The organism is Prevotella sp. (genome assembly GCF_036570325.1).
In the GTDB taxonomy this organism is placed as follows: Bacteria; Bacteroidota; Bacteroidia; order Bacteroidales; family Bacteroidaceae; genus Prevotella.
In genome coordinates this window covers 37,807-54,492 of the sequence record NZ_DATCYK010000092.1, presented here as the reverse complement: position 1 = coordinate 54,492, position 16,686 = coordinate 37,807, and the positions used below count along the sequence as shown (strand labels likewise).

Below are 16,686 nucleotides of genomic sequence, written 5' to 3'. Positions count from 1 at the left end.
GCCCAACTATCAACTGATATACAGCCGCTTTAACAAGGTGTTTCAGCAGTGTTTGGAGCAGCAAACCCATGCCACACGGCTCAATCTTAGCGGCACTTTCGCCAAGACCGACTATCTTTTGAAAGAGCATGGGGCACCAACCGCCCTCGTCAATGCCGTCAACGATACCCGTGTAAGGCTGAAACGACGCGCCGAATTGGCCGATGACGAGCTGAAACGCCATCGACTTACCGACTTGAAAAACCTTTGCGAGTTTATCGCTTTCATCTATCAAACGCCCGTTCCCGTACGTTTGGCGGCCCTCTTTCCTACCCATCACTCTACCACACATACGCCCCTGCTCATAGGCCAACGCCTGCGCATGATCGTGGAGGCGTGGGACGACGAGTTCGTTTACGGCCCGTGCGAGGAGTTATCTGATGGTATCAGCCTGAAAGCTGCCTACGCCCACGATAACAAATACTATGATTTCGATTGGAGTTACTTAAAAGAAATGTTCTACAAGGGGGCCCAGCTCAATCTTATTCGCCCCCGGCAAGAAGGCGACACGCTCTATCCGGAGCTGATTATCTTTGAGCCCGACTATCTCATCGATATATCTTCCATCGCCCATTGCTTCACCAATTACGCCGAATCGCCCCTCGTCAGCCTCATCGATAGGCTCAAACCGTCCCAAAACTCCGAAGCCATCGTATTGGGAAACTTGGCCGGTCAGTTGCTCGATGAGTCTATCCACCAACTTCCCGATACGCATAGCTATGCCCAAAGCGTAGCTTCTTTCTTCAAAGATAACGCTATCGGCCTGCTCACGGCGGGCATAGGACCCGATTTTCACAAGGAAGCACAGCGCCAAAAGCAAAACATCAGGCAGGCGCTCCATACCACCCTGCCCAAGGCCCTGCGCCATTTCAACGCCAAGGAAGGCATGGTAGAGCCTTCGTTTTTCTCGGAATTGCTCGGTATGCAGGGGCGTATGGACTACCTGCAGCTCGATTACAAGGTGCTCTTAGAGCAGAAATCGGGCAAGGGCGAGTACCCTTACGACCACTTCATGAAGCCCCGCCATCGGGAGGAACACTATATACAACTGCTCCTCTACATGGCGCTTATTCGCTATAACTTCCGCGATACTTACGAGAAAAACGGCCGTGAGCTCCATGCTTTCTTGCTTTATTCCAAATACAACGACAGTCTTTTGGGTATGGGATTTGCCCCCGAGCTCATCTTCAGGGCCATCAAGATACGCAACGGCTTAGCTTCGGCAGAGCTACTCTATACCCTTCCCCACGGCTATAGGCTGTTAGAAACGCTCACCCCCGAGCAAATGAACCTTAAAAAGGTAGATAACAAACTGTGGAACGACTACCAATACGGGCAGATAGCTGACGTTTTGGCCCCCATCCATGCGGCTTCGGACTTGGAGAAAGCCTATTATTTCCGCTTCCTCACGTTCGTTTCAAACGAGCACATGTTGTCGAAATTAGGCAACAAGACCAAGGAGAACTCGGGCTTTGCGGCCAAATGGCACGACTCTTTGGAAGAGAAACGCTTGGCAGGCAACATCTACGACCGCCTAACCCTCGTATCGCCCGACGGTCAAACCACGGGAAGAATAAGCCAAGTAGTGCTTCGTTTCGCCGAAACGGCCGACAACGACATGTCTAATTTCCGCACGGGCGACATCGTGATACTCTACCCTTACGACTCCGATAAGGAGCCCGACGCCCGGCAAACGATGGTCTTCCGCTGTACCATAGCCGACCTGCGTATCGACAGTATCACGCTAAGACTGCGGGCGGCGCAGGCCGATGGGCGTGTATTTGCCAAGGAAAAAGACCGACTATGGGCCATAGAGCACGACTTCATGGAGTCGTCCTACAACTCACTTTACAAGGGTATGCACGCTTTCTTGTCGGCCCCGAGGGAGCGACGCGACCTCCTCTTGCTGCAAAGAGAGCCGCAATTTGACGGTAACATCTGTCTCAAGGGCGACTACGGGCCGTTTAACGACTTATCGCTGCGGGTGAAACAAGCCCGCGATTTCTTCCTCATCATCGGTCCGCCCGGCACGGGCAAGACTTCTTTTGGCATGCTCAATACGGTAAAAGAGGAGCTATCAGAGCCCGGGAGCACCCTTCTGCTCATGTCGTACACCAATAGGGCCGTGGACGAAATATGCAGTAAGCTCTACGAAGAGGGCATTGATTTCATCAGGATAGGCGGCAGTTTAACGTGCGCCGACAGCTATCGGGACAAGCTTTTGACCGCTCGTGTGGAGGCAAGCAGCAACATTAACGAGTTGAAAGACGCCTTTACGGCCGCCAGAGTGGTAGTGGGCACAACGACAGCGCTCAACGCCAACCTGCAATTATTCAAGCTCAAACAGTTTAGTTTGGCCGTGGTCGACGAGGCGTCGCAAATTCTCGAGCCTCATCTTATCGGCCTGCTGAGCGCCCACAACAACGGTACGCCTGCCATTAAAAAGGTGGTTTTCATAGGCGATCACAAGCAACTGACGGCCGTGGTACAGCAAACGGCCGAGGTATCGAGGGTAAACGACGCCCTGCTGAAGGATATTTTACTGACCGATTGCAGGCAGTCGCTCTTTGAAAGGCTGCTCCGCAAATACGGCAAAGACCCGCGGCTGACCTACATGCTCAGCCGACAAGGGCGCATGCACCACGACATCGGGCTCTTTCCCAACTACGCTTTCTATAACAATAGGTTGCAGATAGTGCCGTTGCCCCACCAAAACGCCATGCTCCCCGCTACCGGTCCGGCCCATGACGGCATAACCAACCTGCTGCGAACACGGCGCATCGCCTTCATAGCCGTGGAACCGCCGCAGGACAGTTCGTCGGATAAAGTAAATCAAAACGAGGCCGACATCATCGCCGCAACGGTGGTGAAGATATACGAAATCGAGAAAGAGCGCTTCAATATAGCCGAAACGGTGGGCGTAATCGTACCTTACAGAAATCAGATAGCGACCATCCGAAACACCATCGACCGCTATGGCATAGCGCCGTTACACGATATTACCATCGACACAGTGGAGCGTTACCAAGGTTCACAGCGCAAATATATCGTCTATGGGTTTACCATTCAGAAGTATTATCAGCTTAATTTCCTTACCAATAACGTATTTGAAGACATTGACGGAAGCCTTGTTGACCGCAAACTTAACGTGGCCATGACGCGCGCCGAGGAGCATTTGGTAATGGTAGGTTGGCCCGAATTATTGTCGAACAACCTTATTTTCCACAAGCTCTTGGCCTTTGTGAAAAGCAAACATGGCTATTTCCACGTAGCCAAAGACGACTACATGGCCGGTCGTTTCGACGTGCCGCCGTATGAATCGGCCGCAATCGACATGGGGCAAGCCGTATTCCCGCTTTCTGAAAGGTTTGATACGGCCTTTAGGAAGCATGTGCTCCACCCTATGAAAATAGAGAGTGGAGCGGATGGACAGGCCAAGGTATGGGGATGGGAAAGGGATGTTTGCCTGAACGCCATAGGCTATGGGCAGACAGATTTCTCCCAACCGGTGCAAGTGGCGGCCAACGACTATTTGTCGGTTGAGCAGCAGGTACTTACCTATTGTTACTATTTCATGCGGTCGAACTATAGTAGCAGTCGGTCGGTTTATGGCGATTGCGAGGCGTGGCTCAAGCCGCTGATGAGGTCGGTAGACGGCCGTGTGCGGATGATTGACATGGGGTGTGGCCCGGCAAGTTGCGGTATTGCCTTTGCGGAGCGGTTCCTCGACGCAGCGCCCGGCATGGTATATACGGGTATAGACACGTCAGCGGAAATGAGAAAGTTGGGTTATCAGTTCCTTGAAAGCATATTTCAAGACCGCTTACTCACGGAAATGAGGACTTCATTCCCGGCGTCGGACGATAGTTTTTGGGAGCGTTGGCCCGGTCAATCGTCATTGGTCATCATCAACTTATCACGCTTTTTCCCCAACGTTTCGGCCCGATTTACGGAGCGTTTGGCCCGGCAGATTTGCCAAATCGTAGAGCGTTACCCCATGAATCGGTACGTAATCATCGCCGAACATGCCGAGGGAGAAGATCAAATCAACGCTTACAACGTGTTTAAGCAGGTCATCGGCTCCGCCATCGACCTTTTCCGCCACGACCATTCGGCCGTCGCCTACCAATGGGAGGGCATGCCCCGCACGCTACTTTTCAGCTATGACATTTTTATGAATGGGTAATGGGCGATAACGTTTGGGGTCTTCCATGGGTCCGTTTCCCAGCGCCCATGTCCCTCGCCTTGAGCTTCGACGTCATAAAAAATGGAAGGGTTGACCTCACGGTCAACCCTTCTCGTATAATATAAAATGTAAAGGTATGAATTACATTTTACTGATAATACCTAACTTAGTAGCATTGATGAAGTCAACAATGGCTTGTATCTCCACGCTATCGGGCACTTGGTCCTTTATTTGCAGCACGGCGTCGAACACACTGTTCTGCCCATGGAATACCAATCGATAGGCATTGGCCACGTGTTTCTGTACTTTCTCGTCAATACCGTGGGCTGTCATCATCGTGGTATTTGGTCCGTTATAGCCTACGGGCTTGCCTCCGGCTATAATATAAGGTGGAACATCCTTGGAGAAAGTGGTTCCGGCCTGAATCATAGCGCAGTCGCCGACACGCGTCTTGGCGTTTTCTATCACCGAAGAGGAGAAGATTACGCCATTGCCAATGGTGCAATCGCCGGCTATCTTGGTACCATAGCCGAAGACACAATGGTCGCCTACCTTCGTATCATGCGAGATATGAGAGCCTTCCATCAGGAAGTTATGGTTGCCGATAACGGTCTGTCCGCCCTTATGGGTGGCCCTATTGATAACCACATTCTCACGAATAATATTGCCATCGCCTATCACCAACTCGGTTATATCACCGCAGAAATGGAAGTCTTGCGGCAGTGCGCCGACCACAGCGCCCTGATGTATCTTGTTATCAGAGCCCATACGGGTGCCGTTAAGGATACTGACGAAGGGGAAAATAATACAGTTGTCGCCAATGACTACGTCATCCTCGATGTAGACAAATGGGAATATCTTACAGTTATCACCGATCTTTGCCTTCGGAGAAACTTCTGCTTTAGGACTGATTTCGCTTGCCATAATGAAATTCCTTTCTGTTTTTATTTAGCTCCACCACCAAGGGCTGAGTATAGATTGACAATCGCTTGCATGCGGCTAAAGTCGTCGGCCACCTTGGAAAGTTCCGTATTGAGCAGGCTGCTTTGGGCCGTTATCACCTCAAGATAGGTGCTTCCGGCACTCGACATCAGCTCTTTGGTATCCTCCACGTTCTGCTTTAATACGGCTATCCGCTTCTCTTCTATCTTCGACTTTTCGGCAGATGCGTTGTAAAGAACAAGGGCATTGCTCACTTCACTGCCCGCAGTGAGGATGGCATTCTGCCATGTATTGTAGGCTTGTTCGTACTGAGCTTTCGCTACTTTCAGGCCTGCGATGAGCTTACCGTTCTGAAAGATGGGCTGCGTCAGTGAGCCTACGGCCGTGAGGAGTAACTTTCCGGGATTCACAATGCCCATACCGCCATTGTTGGTGTAGGCACCGCTGGCATTGATATTCAGCCCGGGATAGAATCGACTCCGTGCTGTCTGCACGTTATAGAAGCATTGCGCCAAGTTCATTTCGGCCGCATGAACGTCCGCACGGTTGTTAAGCAACTGGATACCAACGCCTGTCGAGAAGTTGGAAGGCAACACTTGGTCTTCTATTTTGCCACGGGTGATGGCCTGCGCCTGCTGACCTATCAGCAGAGAGAGGGCATTCTCCGTTTCCCGAATCTGACGACGGATGTCCGTTTTTTGCACAAGTACGGAGTAATAGTTGGCCTCAGCGCTCTGCACGGCCGTAGAACGAATACCGATGACGGCGTCTTTCTGCAGCTTCATGATGTCCCATGTGTCCTTCGTCAATTGCTCCATATCATTTACAAGCTCCATTTGCTTATCCAGCATGAGCAGCGTGTAATACATGTTAGCTATGCCTGCGATGATGTTTGTCTTGACAGCTACTTGGTAATCCTTCGTCTGCAAGAGGCCCACTTGCGCCGCCCGTTTCGATGAGAGCAGCGTTCCAAAGAGGTCAACATTCCAACTCGCGTTGATGGGAAGGCTGTAAATCTTGTTCGCTTTGCTACCATCCCACGAAGAGATGGTACCTTGCGGCGTGAAAGCGAACGAGGGCAGGAACGACAGCTTTGCAGCTTTGAGCTGGGCCTCGGCCATCTTCACATTGAGCGCAGCGTTCAAAAGATCGGGATTATTGTCGAGACCTTTCTGAATAAGGGTCTGCAAATAAGGGTCCGTAAAGACACTGCGCCATGGTATGTTGGCGAAACTCGCCGTGTCAGTCACAGCCAACGTCTCCTTGTCGGATAGCGCGTCACGCACCAATCCTGCGGTATTCACCTCCGGACGTTCGTACTTCCCGTATAGGCTTTTGCAGCTACTCAAAGTGAATACTGCAAGTCCTATGGCGAGAATGGTATATAATTTACTTTTCATCATACTGATTCTTATAAGTTACTGGTGTCACAGCACCCTGTGCATGGGCATATTGCTCAAGCTCAGCGGCTGCTTCCGAATTCTCTTCATCCTCAAATGTAATCGGCGTAAAGCGCTCTTGCAACCATTGGAAGACGGCGAAAAGGGCCGGAACGACGAATATTTGGCATATCGTTCCTATCAACATACCGCCCACAGCGGCAGCTCCTAACGTCTGGTTACCATTCTTTCCCACACCCGAAGCGAACATCAGAGGCAGCAAACCGATAATCATGGCCAACGAAGTCATCAAAATAGGACGCAAACGGGCCCCTGCTCCCAAGATAGCAGAGTAACGGATGGCCATACCGGTGCGTCTTCTCTCCAATGCGAACTGCACAATCAAGATGGCATTCTTGGCCAACAAACCAATCAACATGATGAGTGAAATCTGCATGTAGATGTCGTTGGCGTGACCAAAGAGCAGCGTAAAGACGAAAGCGCCGGCCAATCCGAACGGTATAGACAAGATAACAGCCAATGGAAGGATGTAACTCTCATACTGAGCGCTCAATATCAAGTAGACGAAAACCAAGCAAAGGACGAACACAAGGGCCGTGGAATTGCTGCTTTCAGCCTCGGAACGCGTCAAACCGGAGTACTCATAGCCGTAGCCCGCGGGCAAAACATTCTTTGAAACCTCGGCAATGGCCTGCATAGCCTGACCCGTTGAGTAACCCGTAGCGGGCGTCACACTCACGTTAATGGCCGTAAAGAGGTTGAAACGGGCGATATTGGACGGACCGTAAACACGCTTCAGGGTGCAGAACTCGGACACCGGCGACATCTGACCGCTGGCCGTGCGCACATAGATATTGCTCAACTGGTCGGGACGCATACGGTCGTTGGGGCTGGCCTGAATCATTACTCGGAACAGCTTTCCATAGGCATTGAAGTTAGAAGCGTACATACCACCCAAATAACCTTGCAACGTTGCCAACACGGCTGTTGGGGAAATACCGGCCTGCTTGGCCTTAGCCACGTCCACATCTACCATGTATTGCGGATAATTAGGGTTATAAGTGGTCATCGCCGTTTGGATTTCCTCACGCTTATTAAGCTCTTGCAAGAAGCTTTGTGTGAGCTGGAAGAATTTGTTAAGGTCGCCACCGGTCTTGTCCTGCATGGTCATCGTGATACCATTCTGTACGGAGAAACCGGGAATCATGGGAGGACCGAAAGCCAAAATCTGTGCATCCTTGATGGCTGCCGTCTGCTTATAAATCATTCCCAACACCGAGTTGGCCTCCAAAGGATTGACAAACAACGCCATAGGATCGGCATTCACGATAGCATTCTTGATACGAGCGATGAAACCACCCGACCGCTCTTCAAACGGCTTCAGCTTGATAATGAACGTTGCTTGGTCGGAACCTTGACCGGCAATGAAGTTATAACCGATGATAGCCTCACGCCGTTGAATGGCCGGATTGCCTGCCAACATCTTGTCAACCTCATGCACTATCTCCTTGGTTCGCTCCTGACTGGTACCCGGAGCGGCAGAAATCATGACGAACAGTGTACCGGTATCTTCATTAGGAACCAACCCCGTCTTGGTAGTCGACATCAAAACAGACAGCGCAACGATACCTACGACGATGGAACTGCCCGTGAGTACCTTATGATTTATGAAGAAAGTAACACCTTTCTTATATTTCTCAGTCGTACGATCGAATACCTTATTAAAATTAGAATGGAAACGGCTGACAAACGATTTGTTACTCTCATTCTTCTCACCCTCATGCGGTTTCAGCAAGATAGCACACAAAGCGGGCGAAAGGGTCAACGCGTTGACAGCCGAAATCACGATAGACACGGCCATCGTCACACCGAACTCACGGTAGAAAGTACCTGATGTTCCGCCGAGGAAGGACACCGGTACGAACACGGCTGCCATCACCAAAGTAATGGAAATGATAGCTCCCGAAATCTCGTTCATCGCGTCGATAGACGCCGTGAGCGCACTCTGATAGCCCTGATCGAGCTTGGCGTGCACCGCTTCGACCACCACAATGGCGTCGTCTACCACGATAGCGATGGCCAACAGCAAGGCTGAGAGCACAAGCAAGTTGATGGAGAAGCCGAATACCCATAGGAAGAAGAACGTTCCTATCAACGCTACGGGCACGGCAATCAGCGGAATCAGTGTTGAGCGCATGTCCTGAAGGAAGATATAAACCACGAGGAACACGAGCACCAAAGTAATGACCAACGTCATGATAACCTCCTCGATAGAAGCGAAAAGGAACTCGGTGGTATCTTGCTCAATGGTATATTTCAAGCCCGGAGGGAAAGACTTACTGGCCTCTTCGAGCGCAGCCTTCACGTCAGTGGCGATGTCGGTGGCATTGGAACCGGCAATCTGATTGACCATACCCATAACGGCGGGGTGCCCATTGTTAATCAAATTGACGTTATACATCAAAGAACCAAGCTCTATATCGGCCACATCTTTCAATCGCAAGGTCTGTCCGGTAGTTGAACTCGTTATGAGTATGTTCTCAAACTCGGTCGCACTCTTCAAGCGTCCCTTGTAACGCAAGGCGTACTCATACGAAACCGAGCCGTTCTCGCCCAACGATCCCGGGGCAGCCTCAATGTTCTGCTCGGCCAATATGCCCGAAATATCAGAAGGAACAAGCCCATAGAGCTTCATCTTATCGGGCTTCAGCCAAATACGCATGGAGTAATTGGCCATGGAAGGAGACTGCACGTCGCCCACACCATTGATACGTTTGAGGAGCGGAATGATATTAATATTGTTATAGTTGGTCAGGAACTGGCCATCATAACGGCTGTCGTCGGTAGTCAACGAATACATGATAACGTTGGACGACTGGCGCTTGCTCACCGTAACACCCACACGCGTAACCTCAGCAGGCAGCAAAGCTTGGGCCTGCTGCACACGGTTCTGCACGTTGACGGCGGCCATGTTGGCGTCCGAACCTTGCTTGAAATACACCGTTATCATAGCCGAGCCCGAGTTGGTGGCCGTAGATGACATGTAAGTCATGTTCTCCACACCGTTGATACTCTCCTCAAGCGGCGTCACAACGGAGTTCAATACGGTCTGCGCGTCGGCTCCCTGATAAGTCGTCATCACAACGATGGTTGGTGGAGCAATGTCGGGATACTGCTCAATAGGCAGCGACACGAGGCCGATGGTGCCCAGTAAGACGAAGAAGATGGAGACCACCGTCGACAGTACCGGGCGTTTTATGAAGTTTGTAAATGTCATAATCTTGCTTTATTTAGATTTCATTGCGTCGATGAATCCTTTGGCCGTACCTTGCTTTTCGCCCAATTTGGCCGCGTCATCGATTTTCTTCTGATACTGATCGAGCGTGATTGGCTTGATAGCCTGCCCATCGGTCAACTTCGTGAGGCCTTTCGCCACCACGCGATCGCCTACGCTCAAGCCCGAGGTTACGATGTACTGCTTGCCATCGTTCTGCGGATTGACCTTGATTTCCGTGGACTTCACCTTGTTATCAGCGCCTACCTTAAAGACAAATATCTTATCCTGCACCTCAGAACAAGCCTCTTGTGGCAACTGAATGGCGTTGTTGCTATTGCTCGGAATGATAATCTGACCGGCACCACCGCTCTTCAACAGTTTCTCGGGATTGGCAAAATGAGCAATCAAAGTAACGGCACCCGTGGCCTGATCAATAACTCCGCTGGCCTTGACAACCTTGCCGGGGTGGTTATAAATGGTTCCGTCAGCCAATTGGAGCTTCACTGCGGGCATGGATTGCAGCGCAGCATTGACATTGCCGGCCGTTTTCGTGAGATTCAACATTTCACTTTCAGACATAGAGAAGAACACTTCCACCGTGCCAATCTCCGAAACCGTGGTCAGCGCATTGGACGCACTGACGAGCGCACCCACCTTAAAGGGAAGGCTACCCACGACACCTGCCGACGGACTTGTTACCTGACACCAGCTCAACTGCTCCTTGGCCGCAGTCAAAGCAGCCTGCGCTTGTGCCACAGCAGCCTGCGCCGTGGCGTAAGCATTCTGCGCAGTAGACAGCTCATACTGGCCTATCACATTCTTCTCGAACAGCTTTTTGTTGTTCTCAAATGTCAAACGAGCCGTATTCATCTGCGCTCTGGCGGTGTTAACGCCAGCTTGTGCCTGCTGAACGGCCGCACGATAGGTCTCGCTGTCTATGCTGAAAAGCACCTGACCGGCCGAAACGGTCTGGCCTTCGTGCACATAAACTTTCGTGATAAATCCTGAAACTTTGGGGCGAACCTCCACATCTTGAATACCTTTAATCGTAGCCGGATAGGTCGTTTGCAATGATGCGCTGCTTGAACCAACCGTCAAGACGGGGAACTCATCATCACCAAACTTAGGCATTCCGCCACCACCGCCACATGAAGCCAACGATGTGGCAGCAGCCACTACTAACAAAAGACTTTTAATTTTCATACCTTATTTATATTATATATTATATGCTGAAATCGAATAAAAACATTATCCCAACATCGGAAAGGACGTTTTCTTCACTTAGAAAACAGAAAACTTAATGTCGTATTTAAGTTTTTGCAGTGCAAATGTACAAATAATATCAATAGGTTGATAAGCCACAGTCGCCTCTTTTAACTCTTTTTATAAAGAATACCTACTTGTTAGGAGATAAAAATGACCTATGTCATGAAGATAGGAGTGGACGAGATGTTTGTGGAAGTTGACGAGTAGACAAGTTGACAAGTAAACAAGTTGTTAGTTTTAGTAGATGAGTAAACAAGTTGACGGTGGACGAATGGATGGTAAAAATGAGCGAGTAAATAACTTGTTGATTGACGAGTTGATGGTATTAATTAATGAGTTGACGGCTGATAATGGGGTGTGGGTTACCATAGTCTGGCCGGTTGTACAAGTCAGATTGGTCTGACTCGGCCGACCAAGTTGGTGAACAAAAACAATAAAGGTAATAAGTAGTCCTACAAAAGGGCAGCTTTGAGCGAGTAAAAGGCCCGTTATGGGCGGCTCAAAGGGCTGCTTTGGCAACACAAAAGGGCAGCTTTGAGAAAGGTAAAAATAACGAGTTGAAGGAACAAGTGGACGAGTTGTTAGTATAAGTGGACGAGTTTACAAGTAGACAAGTTAACGAGTTGATGGCTAACAAATAGAAAAAAATAATAGCATAAGTTGACAAGTTAATGGAACAAGTAGACAAGTTATAAGTTGACGAGTTAACAAATTGATGGTGGAATGAAAGAATAAACTAACAACTCGTTAACTTGTCTACTCGTAAACTCGTCCACTTATACTAACAACTTGTTAACTTGTCTACTTGTAAACTCGTCAACTAAAACCAACAACTCGTCAACTACCCCCCATTACACCAGCCCCATTTGCTTGGCTTTCTGCATCAACAGCTCCATAAGCGCCTCACGCTCATTGGGCACAGTGTTATCGAGTACGGCGTTCTTGAGGGTCTGCTTCAGCGTACCAACCTCACGGGAAGGTCCCAAATGGAACATTTCCATAATCTCATTGCCGTCAATCACGGGCTGTAACAAGCGCTTGTAATCACGCTCTTCCAAGTCGGCTATCTTCTCACGCACCAGCTTAAAATTGTTCAGGAACCGCTGTTTACGCTGGCTGTTCTTGCTGGTAACATCGGCTTCGCAGAGCATCATCAGCTCGTTTATATCCTCCCCGGCGTCGTTAACCAAGCGACGCACGGCGCTGTCGGTCACCTCCTCATCGGCAATTACGATGGGACGCATGTGCAGGTCGACCATTTTCTGCACGTATTTCATCTTCGAATCGAGCGGTAGTTTCAGCCTTCTGAATATCGATGGCACCATTTTGGCGCCTATGAGGTTGTGGTTATGAAAGGTCCAACCTTGCACCTGCTCCCACCGTTTGCTCTTGGGCTTGCCCACATCGTGTAACAAGGCGGCCCATCGCAGCCACAACTTATGCTCCTCCAGCACCTTCGCGCCGGCCACGGACTGGGCTTTGCAGAGGTTCTCCAGCACCTCGAGCGTATGGTAATAGTTGTTTTTGTGAGCCCTTCCGTTGCGCACTTCCACGCAGTCGAGCGCCACTAACTCGGGTAATACCAAGTCGAGCAGACCGGTCTCACGCATGTAGTAGAAGCCCTTGCTGGGATGGTCGGACAGCATTATCTTGTTAAGTTCCTCCTGAATGCGCTCCCCGCTGATAATCTTAAGCCTATGGGCATTGCGCTTGAGCGCCTCTAACGTCTCGTCTTCGATATAAAAGTTGAGCTGCGTAGCAAAGCGAACACAGCGCAACATGCGCAAAGGATCGTCGCTGAACGTTATGTCCGGATCGAGCGGTGTGCGAATAATGCCATCCTCCATGTCGTAAATGCCATCGAAAGGGTCCACCAATTCGCCGAATCTTTCAGCGTTCAGGCATACCGCCAAGGCGTTAATCGTGAAGTCGCGGCGGTTTTGGTCGTCCTCCAACGTGCCGTCTTCGACTATCGGTTTGCGTGAGTCGCGGTTGTAACTCTCACGCCGTGCGCCGACAAACTCTACCTCCATATCCTTGTATTTCACCTGCGCCGTTCCGAAATTACGGAACACCGAGATATGCGCACGCCTGCCCAAGAGCTTCTTCAGCTCATCGGCCACGCGTATTCCGCTACCAACCACGACCACATCGATGTCGTTTGACGGGCGCTCCAAGAACAAGTCACGCACATAACCGCCCACAACGTAGCAGTCGACGCCAAGCCCATCGGCCGCTTCGGAGATTTTATGAAAAATATCTTGATTGAGTATTGCTGCCAGATCGGCATTGGAAAGGGTTCTCATTATTCTGAAAATTAATTGCGCAAAGGTATAAAAAAAACGATACATATTACAGAGATTAACACAGATTATCAATTATTGACGGGGCTGCCAAAAGCAAATGACATTATTTTTATAATTTTGCAAGAATGAAGTCAAATATCATTCTATTCCTATTGGGCGCCCTCTTGCTGGGTTCCTGCCGGCCTACTGACGACGAGAAGGCCCAAGCCCGACTGCAAAAGATTGAGCAACTCTTCGCCGAAGGCCGCTATCAGGCTACTTTGGACTCCATTCTGAAGCTGCGGGCCGACTATCCCAAGGCCATCGAAGCCCGTAAACGAGCCCTTGCCTTATGGCAGGAGGCGTCGCTCTTGATGACCCAGCAGGATGTGGGCAAGACCGACTCACTGCTGCAAGCCACGACGGCGGCCATCCCAAAGGAAAGCGATCGCTTCAAACGCAACATGCTTGGCGTGAAGCGCGACTCCCTTCAGGCCCGTTACGAGGCCCTTTGCGGCACCGTGAGAATCATCCGCCACAAGATGAAAGCAAAGTAATAATTTGGTTATTTCGCAGAATATAAGTAATTTTGCAGTCAATATATTTCCTCGTAAAATGAGTATTCAAAACACGGAAGCACAGTTCAAGGCCGTAATGACCGAGTGTCGGGAGCTCTTCAGTAAGAAGTTGCACGACTATGGAGCCTCATGGCGCATTCTCCGCCCGGCCTCATTGACCGATCAATTGTTTATTAAGGCCAAGCGCATCCGCTCTCTTGAAATCAAGAAAGAGTCATTGGTAGGCGAAGGAATCAGGCCCGAATTCGTGGCACTCATCAACTATGGAATCATTGGTCTCATCCAATTAGAGCGAGGTTTTGTCGATTCGGTCGACGTAACTGCCGATGAAGCCCTCATGCTTTACGACCGTCACGCCTCTGAGGCCTTGGAGCTCATGCTCAAAAAGAACCACGATTACGACGAGGCTTGGCGCTCCATGCGTGTCAGCAGCTATACCGATTTCATTCTCACCAAGCTGCAACGAATCAAGGAAATAGAAGATATTCATGGCCAAACCTACGTAAGTGAGGGCATTGACGCCAACTACATGGATATCATCAACTACGCTGTCTTCGGCGCTATCAAACTAAATGAGCAAGTTTAAAACCATCATCGTCAACATTTGCAGGTTCGTCTTGGCGCTCACTTTCATTTTTTCAGGATACGTCAAGGCCATCGATCCGCTCGGCACTCAGTACAAAATACAAGATTATCTTGAGGCACTGGGCTGGCAAAGCATTGTTCCCGATTGGGTAACGCTAGCTACTTCCATTTCTCTTTCAGCCTTAGAATTCTGTTTGGGCATATTTATGCTCTTCGCCATACGCCGCCGTCTGACGACCAAACTTACCGTGGCGTTCATGAGTTTCATGACGGTTGTCACATTGTGGCTGGCCATTGCCAACCCGATAAAGGACTGCGGGTGCTTCGGCGACGCCATCCGACTGACCAATATTGAGACGCTCATCAAGAACTGCGTGCTCTTGGCCTGCGCCGTTGTCACCGTTCTGTGGCCTCTCCGCATGCTTCGCTTTGTCAGCCGGAGCAACCAATGGATTGTCATTAACTACACCATATTCTTTATTTTGGCCGGTAGCGTGTACAGTCTCTACTTCCTTCCACAGTTCGATTTCCGCCCTTACCGCGTCGGAACAAGCATACGGGAAGGCACGAAGATACCGCCGGGCGCCAAACAGCCTAAGTTTGAAACTACATTTATCCTGCAAAAGGACGGCGTAAAAAAGGAATTTACGCTCAATAACTACCCTGATTCCACATGGGAATTCGTAGATAGCAAAACCATTCAAACCGAAGAAGGTTACGTTCCGCCCATCCACGATTTCTCCATTGAGCTTAACGGCGAGAACATCACCGACTCCGTACTCAACGACAAGCGCTACACGTTCCTCTTGATAGCCCCCCACGTGGAGTACGCCGACGACAGTAACTTCGGTTATATCAATCAAATATACGACTATTCCAAGGCCCATGACGTTCCATTCTATTGTCTCACGGCCAGCACCGAAGGCAACATACAGACTTGGAGCGACAATACCGGCGCCCAATATCCCTTTGCCACGACCGACGAAACGACACTCAAAACCATCGTTCGCAGCAATCCCGGCCTCCTCTTGATAAAGGATGGCCGCATCATCGGCAAGTGGAGCCACAACAACCTACCACGGCTCACAATCACGGACAAGCCCTTGGCCCAATTGGAAATAGGCCGACAACCCGACAACTCCACAGCCAACAAGGTCATGAAGATTATGCTTATCTTCCTACTTCCGCTCTTCTTGCTGACGCTGGCCGACCGAATATGGGCGTGGACAAGGTACTTGAAATTCAAGAAACGACAATAACAATCAATTCTAACACTAATTTTAATAAAAAAAACGACAATGAGAAAGAAAATTGTAGCAGGCAACTGGAAAATGAACATGAACCTGCAAGACGGTATTGCGCTGGCAAAGGAAATCAATGAAGCTATGACAGCAGACAAACCTAACTGCGAAGTTGTTATCTGCACACCCTTCATCCACCTTGCCAAAGTAGCTGACGTACTCGACCAGAATGTCGTAGCCCTTGGAGCAGAAGACTGCGCCAATCAGGCCAAAGGTGCCTACACGGGCGAAGTTTCAGCCGAAATGGTAAAGAGCACTGGCGCTCAATACGTTATCTTAGGCCACTCTGAGCGTCGCGAATACTACGGAGAGACCGCTGAAATCCTGAAAGAAAAGGTACAGTTGGCATTGGCTAACGGCTTGAAGATTATCTTCTGCTGCGGTGAAACCCTCGAAGAGCGCGAGTCAAACCGCCAGAACGAGGTTGTAAAGGCAGAGCTCGAAGGCAGCGTATTCAACCTTTCAGCCGAGGAATGGAAGAACATCGTTCTCGCTTATGAGCCAATTTGGGCCATCGGAACCGGCAAGACCGCTACTTCTGATCAAGCAGAAGAGATGTTGGCTTACATTCGTTCCATCGTAGCAGAGCAGTTCGGACAAGAAGTTGCTGATGAAACTTCTATCCTCTATGGCGGTAGCTGCAAGGCTTCCAACGCTCCCGAACTCTTCTCTAAGCCCAATATTGATGGTGGCTTGATTGGCGGCGCCTCTTTGAAATGCGCAGACTTCAAGGGTATCATCGACGCTTGGAAGAAGTAATCATCACTCAATAGCCGGTATAGGGTGGGCAAGGCGACAGCCACTTGGGTCACGCCGCCCCACCCCAT

8 protein-coding genes and 1 pseudogene are annotated in these 16,686 nt (G+C 50.1%); 4 read left to right on the top strand and 5 right to left on the bottom strand.

Annotated features, from left to right (window positions below; all coding sequences use genetic code 11):
* Nucleotides 1-4,225: AAA domain-containing protein (locus tag VIR50_RS09335; RefSeq protein ID WP_331934856.1), on the top strand; the 4,225-nt coding region annotated here is incomplete at its 5' end.
* A 141-nt stretch (nt 4,226-4,366) separates the two neighbouring features.
* On the opposite strand, the gene lpxA is transcribed toward VIR50_RS09335, so the two are convergent.
* The 5 genes from lpxA to VIR50_RS09310 form a co-directional block, all read right to left on the bottom strand.
* Nucleotides 4,367-5,149: an acyl-ACP--UDP-N-acetylglucosamine O-acyltransferase gene (lpxA, locus tag VIR50_RS09330; RefSeq protein WP_331934855.1), complete on the bottom strand. Its 783-nt coding sequence runs from the start codon at nt 5,147-5,149 to the stop codon at nt 4,367-4,369.
* A 20-nt stretch (nt 5,150-5,169) separates the two neighbouring features.
* On the bottom strand, nt 5,170-6,570 hold the full coding sequence (locus VIR50_RS09325; RefSeq protein WP_331934854.1) for an efflux transporter outer membrane subunit: 1,401 nt from the start codon (nt 6,568-6,570) through the stop codon (nt 5,170-5,172).
* Nucleotides 6,557-9,844, bottom strand: coding sequence for an efflux RND transporter permease subunit (locus VIR50_RS09320; protein ID WP_331934853.1), 3,288 nt, complete (start codon nt 9,842-9,844; stop codon nt 6,557-6,559). Before VIR50_RS09320 ends, VIR50_RS09325 begins: the two co-directional genes overlap by 14 nt.
* Nucleotides 9,845-9,853: 9 nt before the next feature.
* Nucleotides 9,854-11,047, bottom strand: a complete 1,194-nt coding sequence (locus tag VIR50_RS09315; protein WP_331934852.1) for an efflux RND transporter periplasmic adaptor subunit — start codon at nt 11,045-11,047, stop codon at nt 9,854-9,856.
* Between the two features lie 914 nt (nt 11,048-11,961).
* Nucleotides 11,962-13,416, bottom strand: coding sequence for a CCA tRNA nucleotidyltransferase (locus VIR50_RS09310; protein ID WP_331934851.1), 1,455 nt, complete (start codon nt 13,414-13,416; stop codon nt 11,962-11,964).
* Nucleotides 13,417-13,541: 125 nt separating this feature from the next.
* Here VIR50_RS09310 and VIR50_RS09305 point away from each other — a divergent pair, with 125 nt between their 5' ends.
* The 3 genes and pseudogenes from VIR50_RS09305 (at nt 13,542) to VIR50_RS09295 (ending at nt 16,618) form a co-directional block, all read left to right on the top strand.
* Complete coding sequence (locus tag VIR50_RS09305) at nt 13,542-13,952, top strand: hypothetical protein (protein WP_331934850.1); 411 nt, start codon at nt 13,542-13,544, stop codon at nt 13,950-13,952.
* 58 nt (nt 13,953-14,010) lie between these two features.
* On the top strand, nt 14,011-14,559 hold the full coding sequence (locus VIR50_RS09300; RefSeq protein WP_331934849.1) for a DUF1599 domain-containing protein: 549 nt from the start codon (nt 14,011-14,013) through the stop codon (nt 14,557-14,559).
* Nucleotides 14,546-16,618, top strand: a pseudogene (locus tag VIR50_RS09295) (BT_3928 family protein). The gene VIR50_RS09300 and the pseudogene VIR50_RS09295 overlap by 14 nt, the downstream one beginning before the upstream one ends.
* Nucleotides 16,619-16,686: the final 68 nt, after the last annotated feature.

What these genes read in the sequence shown, in the direction of transcription:
- lpxA (WP_331934855.1), bottom strand. Translation starts at nt 5,149, where the DNA reads ATGGCAAGCGAAATCAGTCCTAAAGCAGAAGTTTCTCCGAAGGCAAAG.
- VIR50_RS09325 (WP_331934854.1), bottom strand. Translation starts at nt 6,570, where the DNA reads ATGATGAAAAGTAAATTATATACCATTCTCGCCATAGGACTTGCAGTA.
- VIR50_RS09320 (WP_331934853.1), bottom strand. Translation starts at nt 9,844, where the DNA reads ATGACATTTACAAACTTCATAAAACGCCCGGTACTGTCGACGGTGGTC.
- VIR50_RS09315 (WP_331934852.1), bottom strand. Translation starts at nt 11,047, where the DNA reads ATGAAAATTAAAAGTCTTTTGTTAGTAGTGGCTGCTGCCACATCGTTG.
- VIR50_RS09310 (WP_331934851.1), bottom strand. Translation starts at nt 13,416, where the DNA reads ATGAGAACCCTTTCCAATGCCGATCTGGCAGCAATACTCAATCAAGAT.
- VIR50_RS09305 (WP_331934850.1), top strand. Translation starts at nt 13,542, where the DNA reads ATGAAGTCAAATATCATTCTATTCCTATTGGGCGCCCTCTTGCTGGGT.
- VIR50_RS09300 (WP_331934849.1), top strand. Translation starts at nt 14,011, where the DNA reads ATGAGTATTCAAAACACGGAAGCACAGTTCAAGGCCGTAATGACCGAG.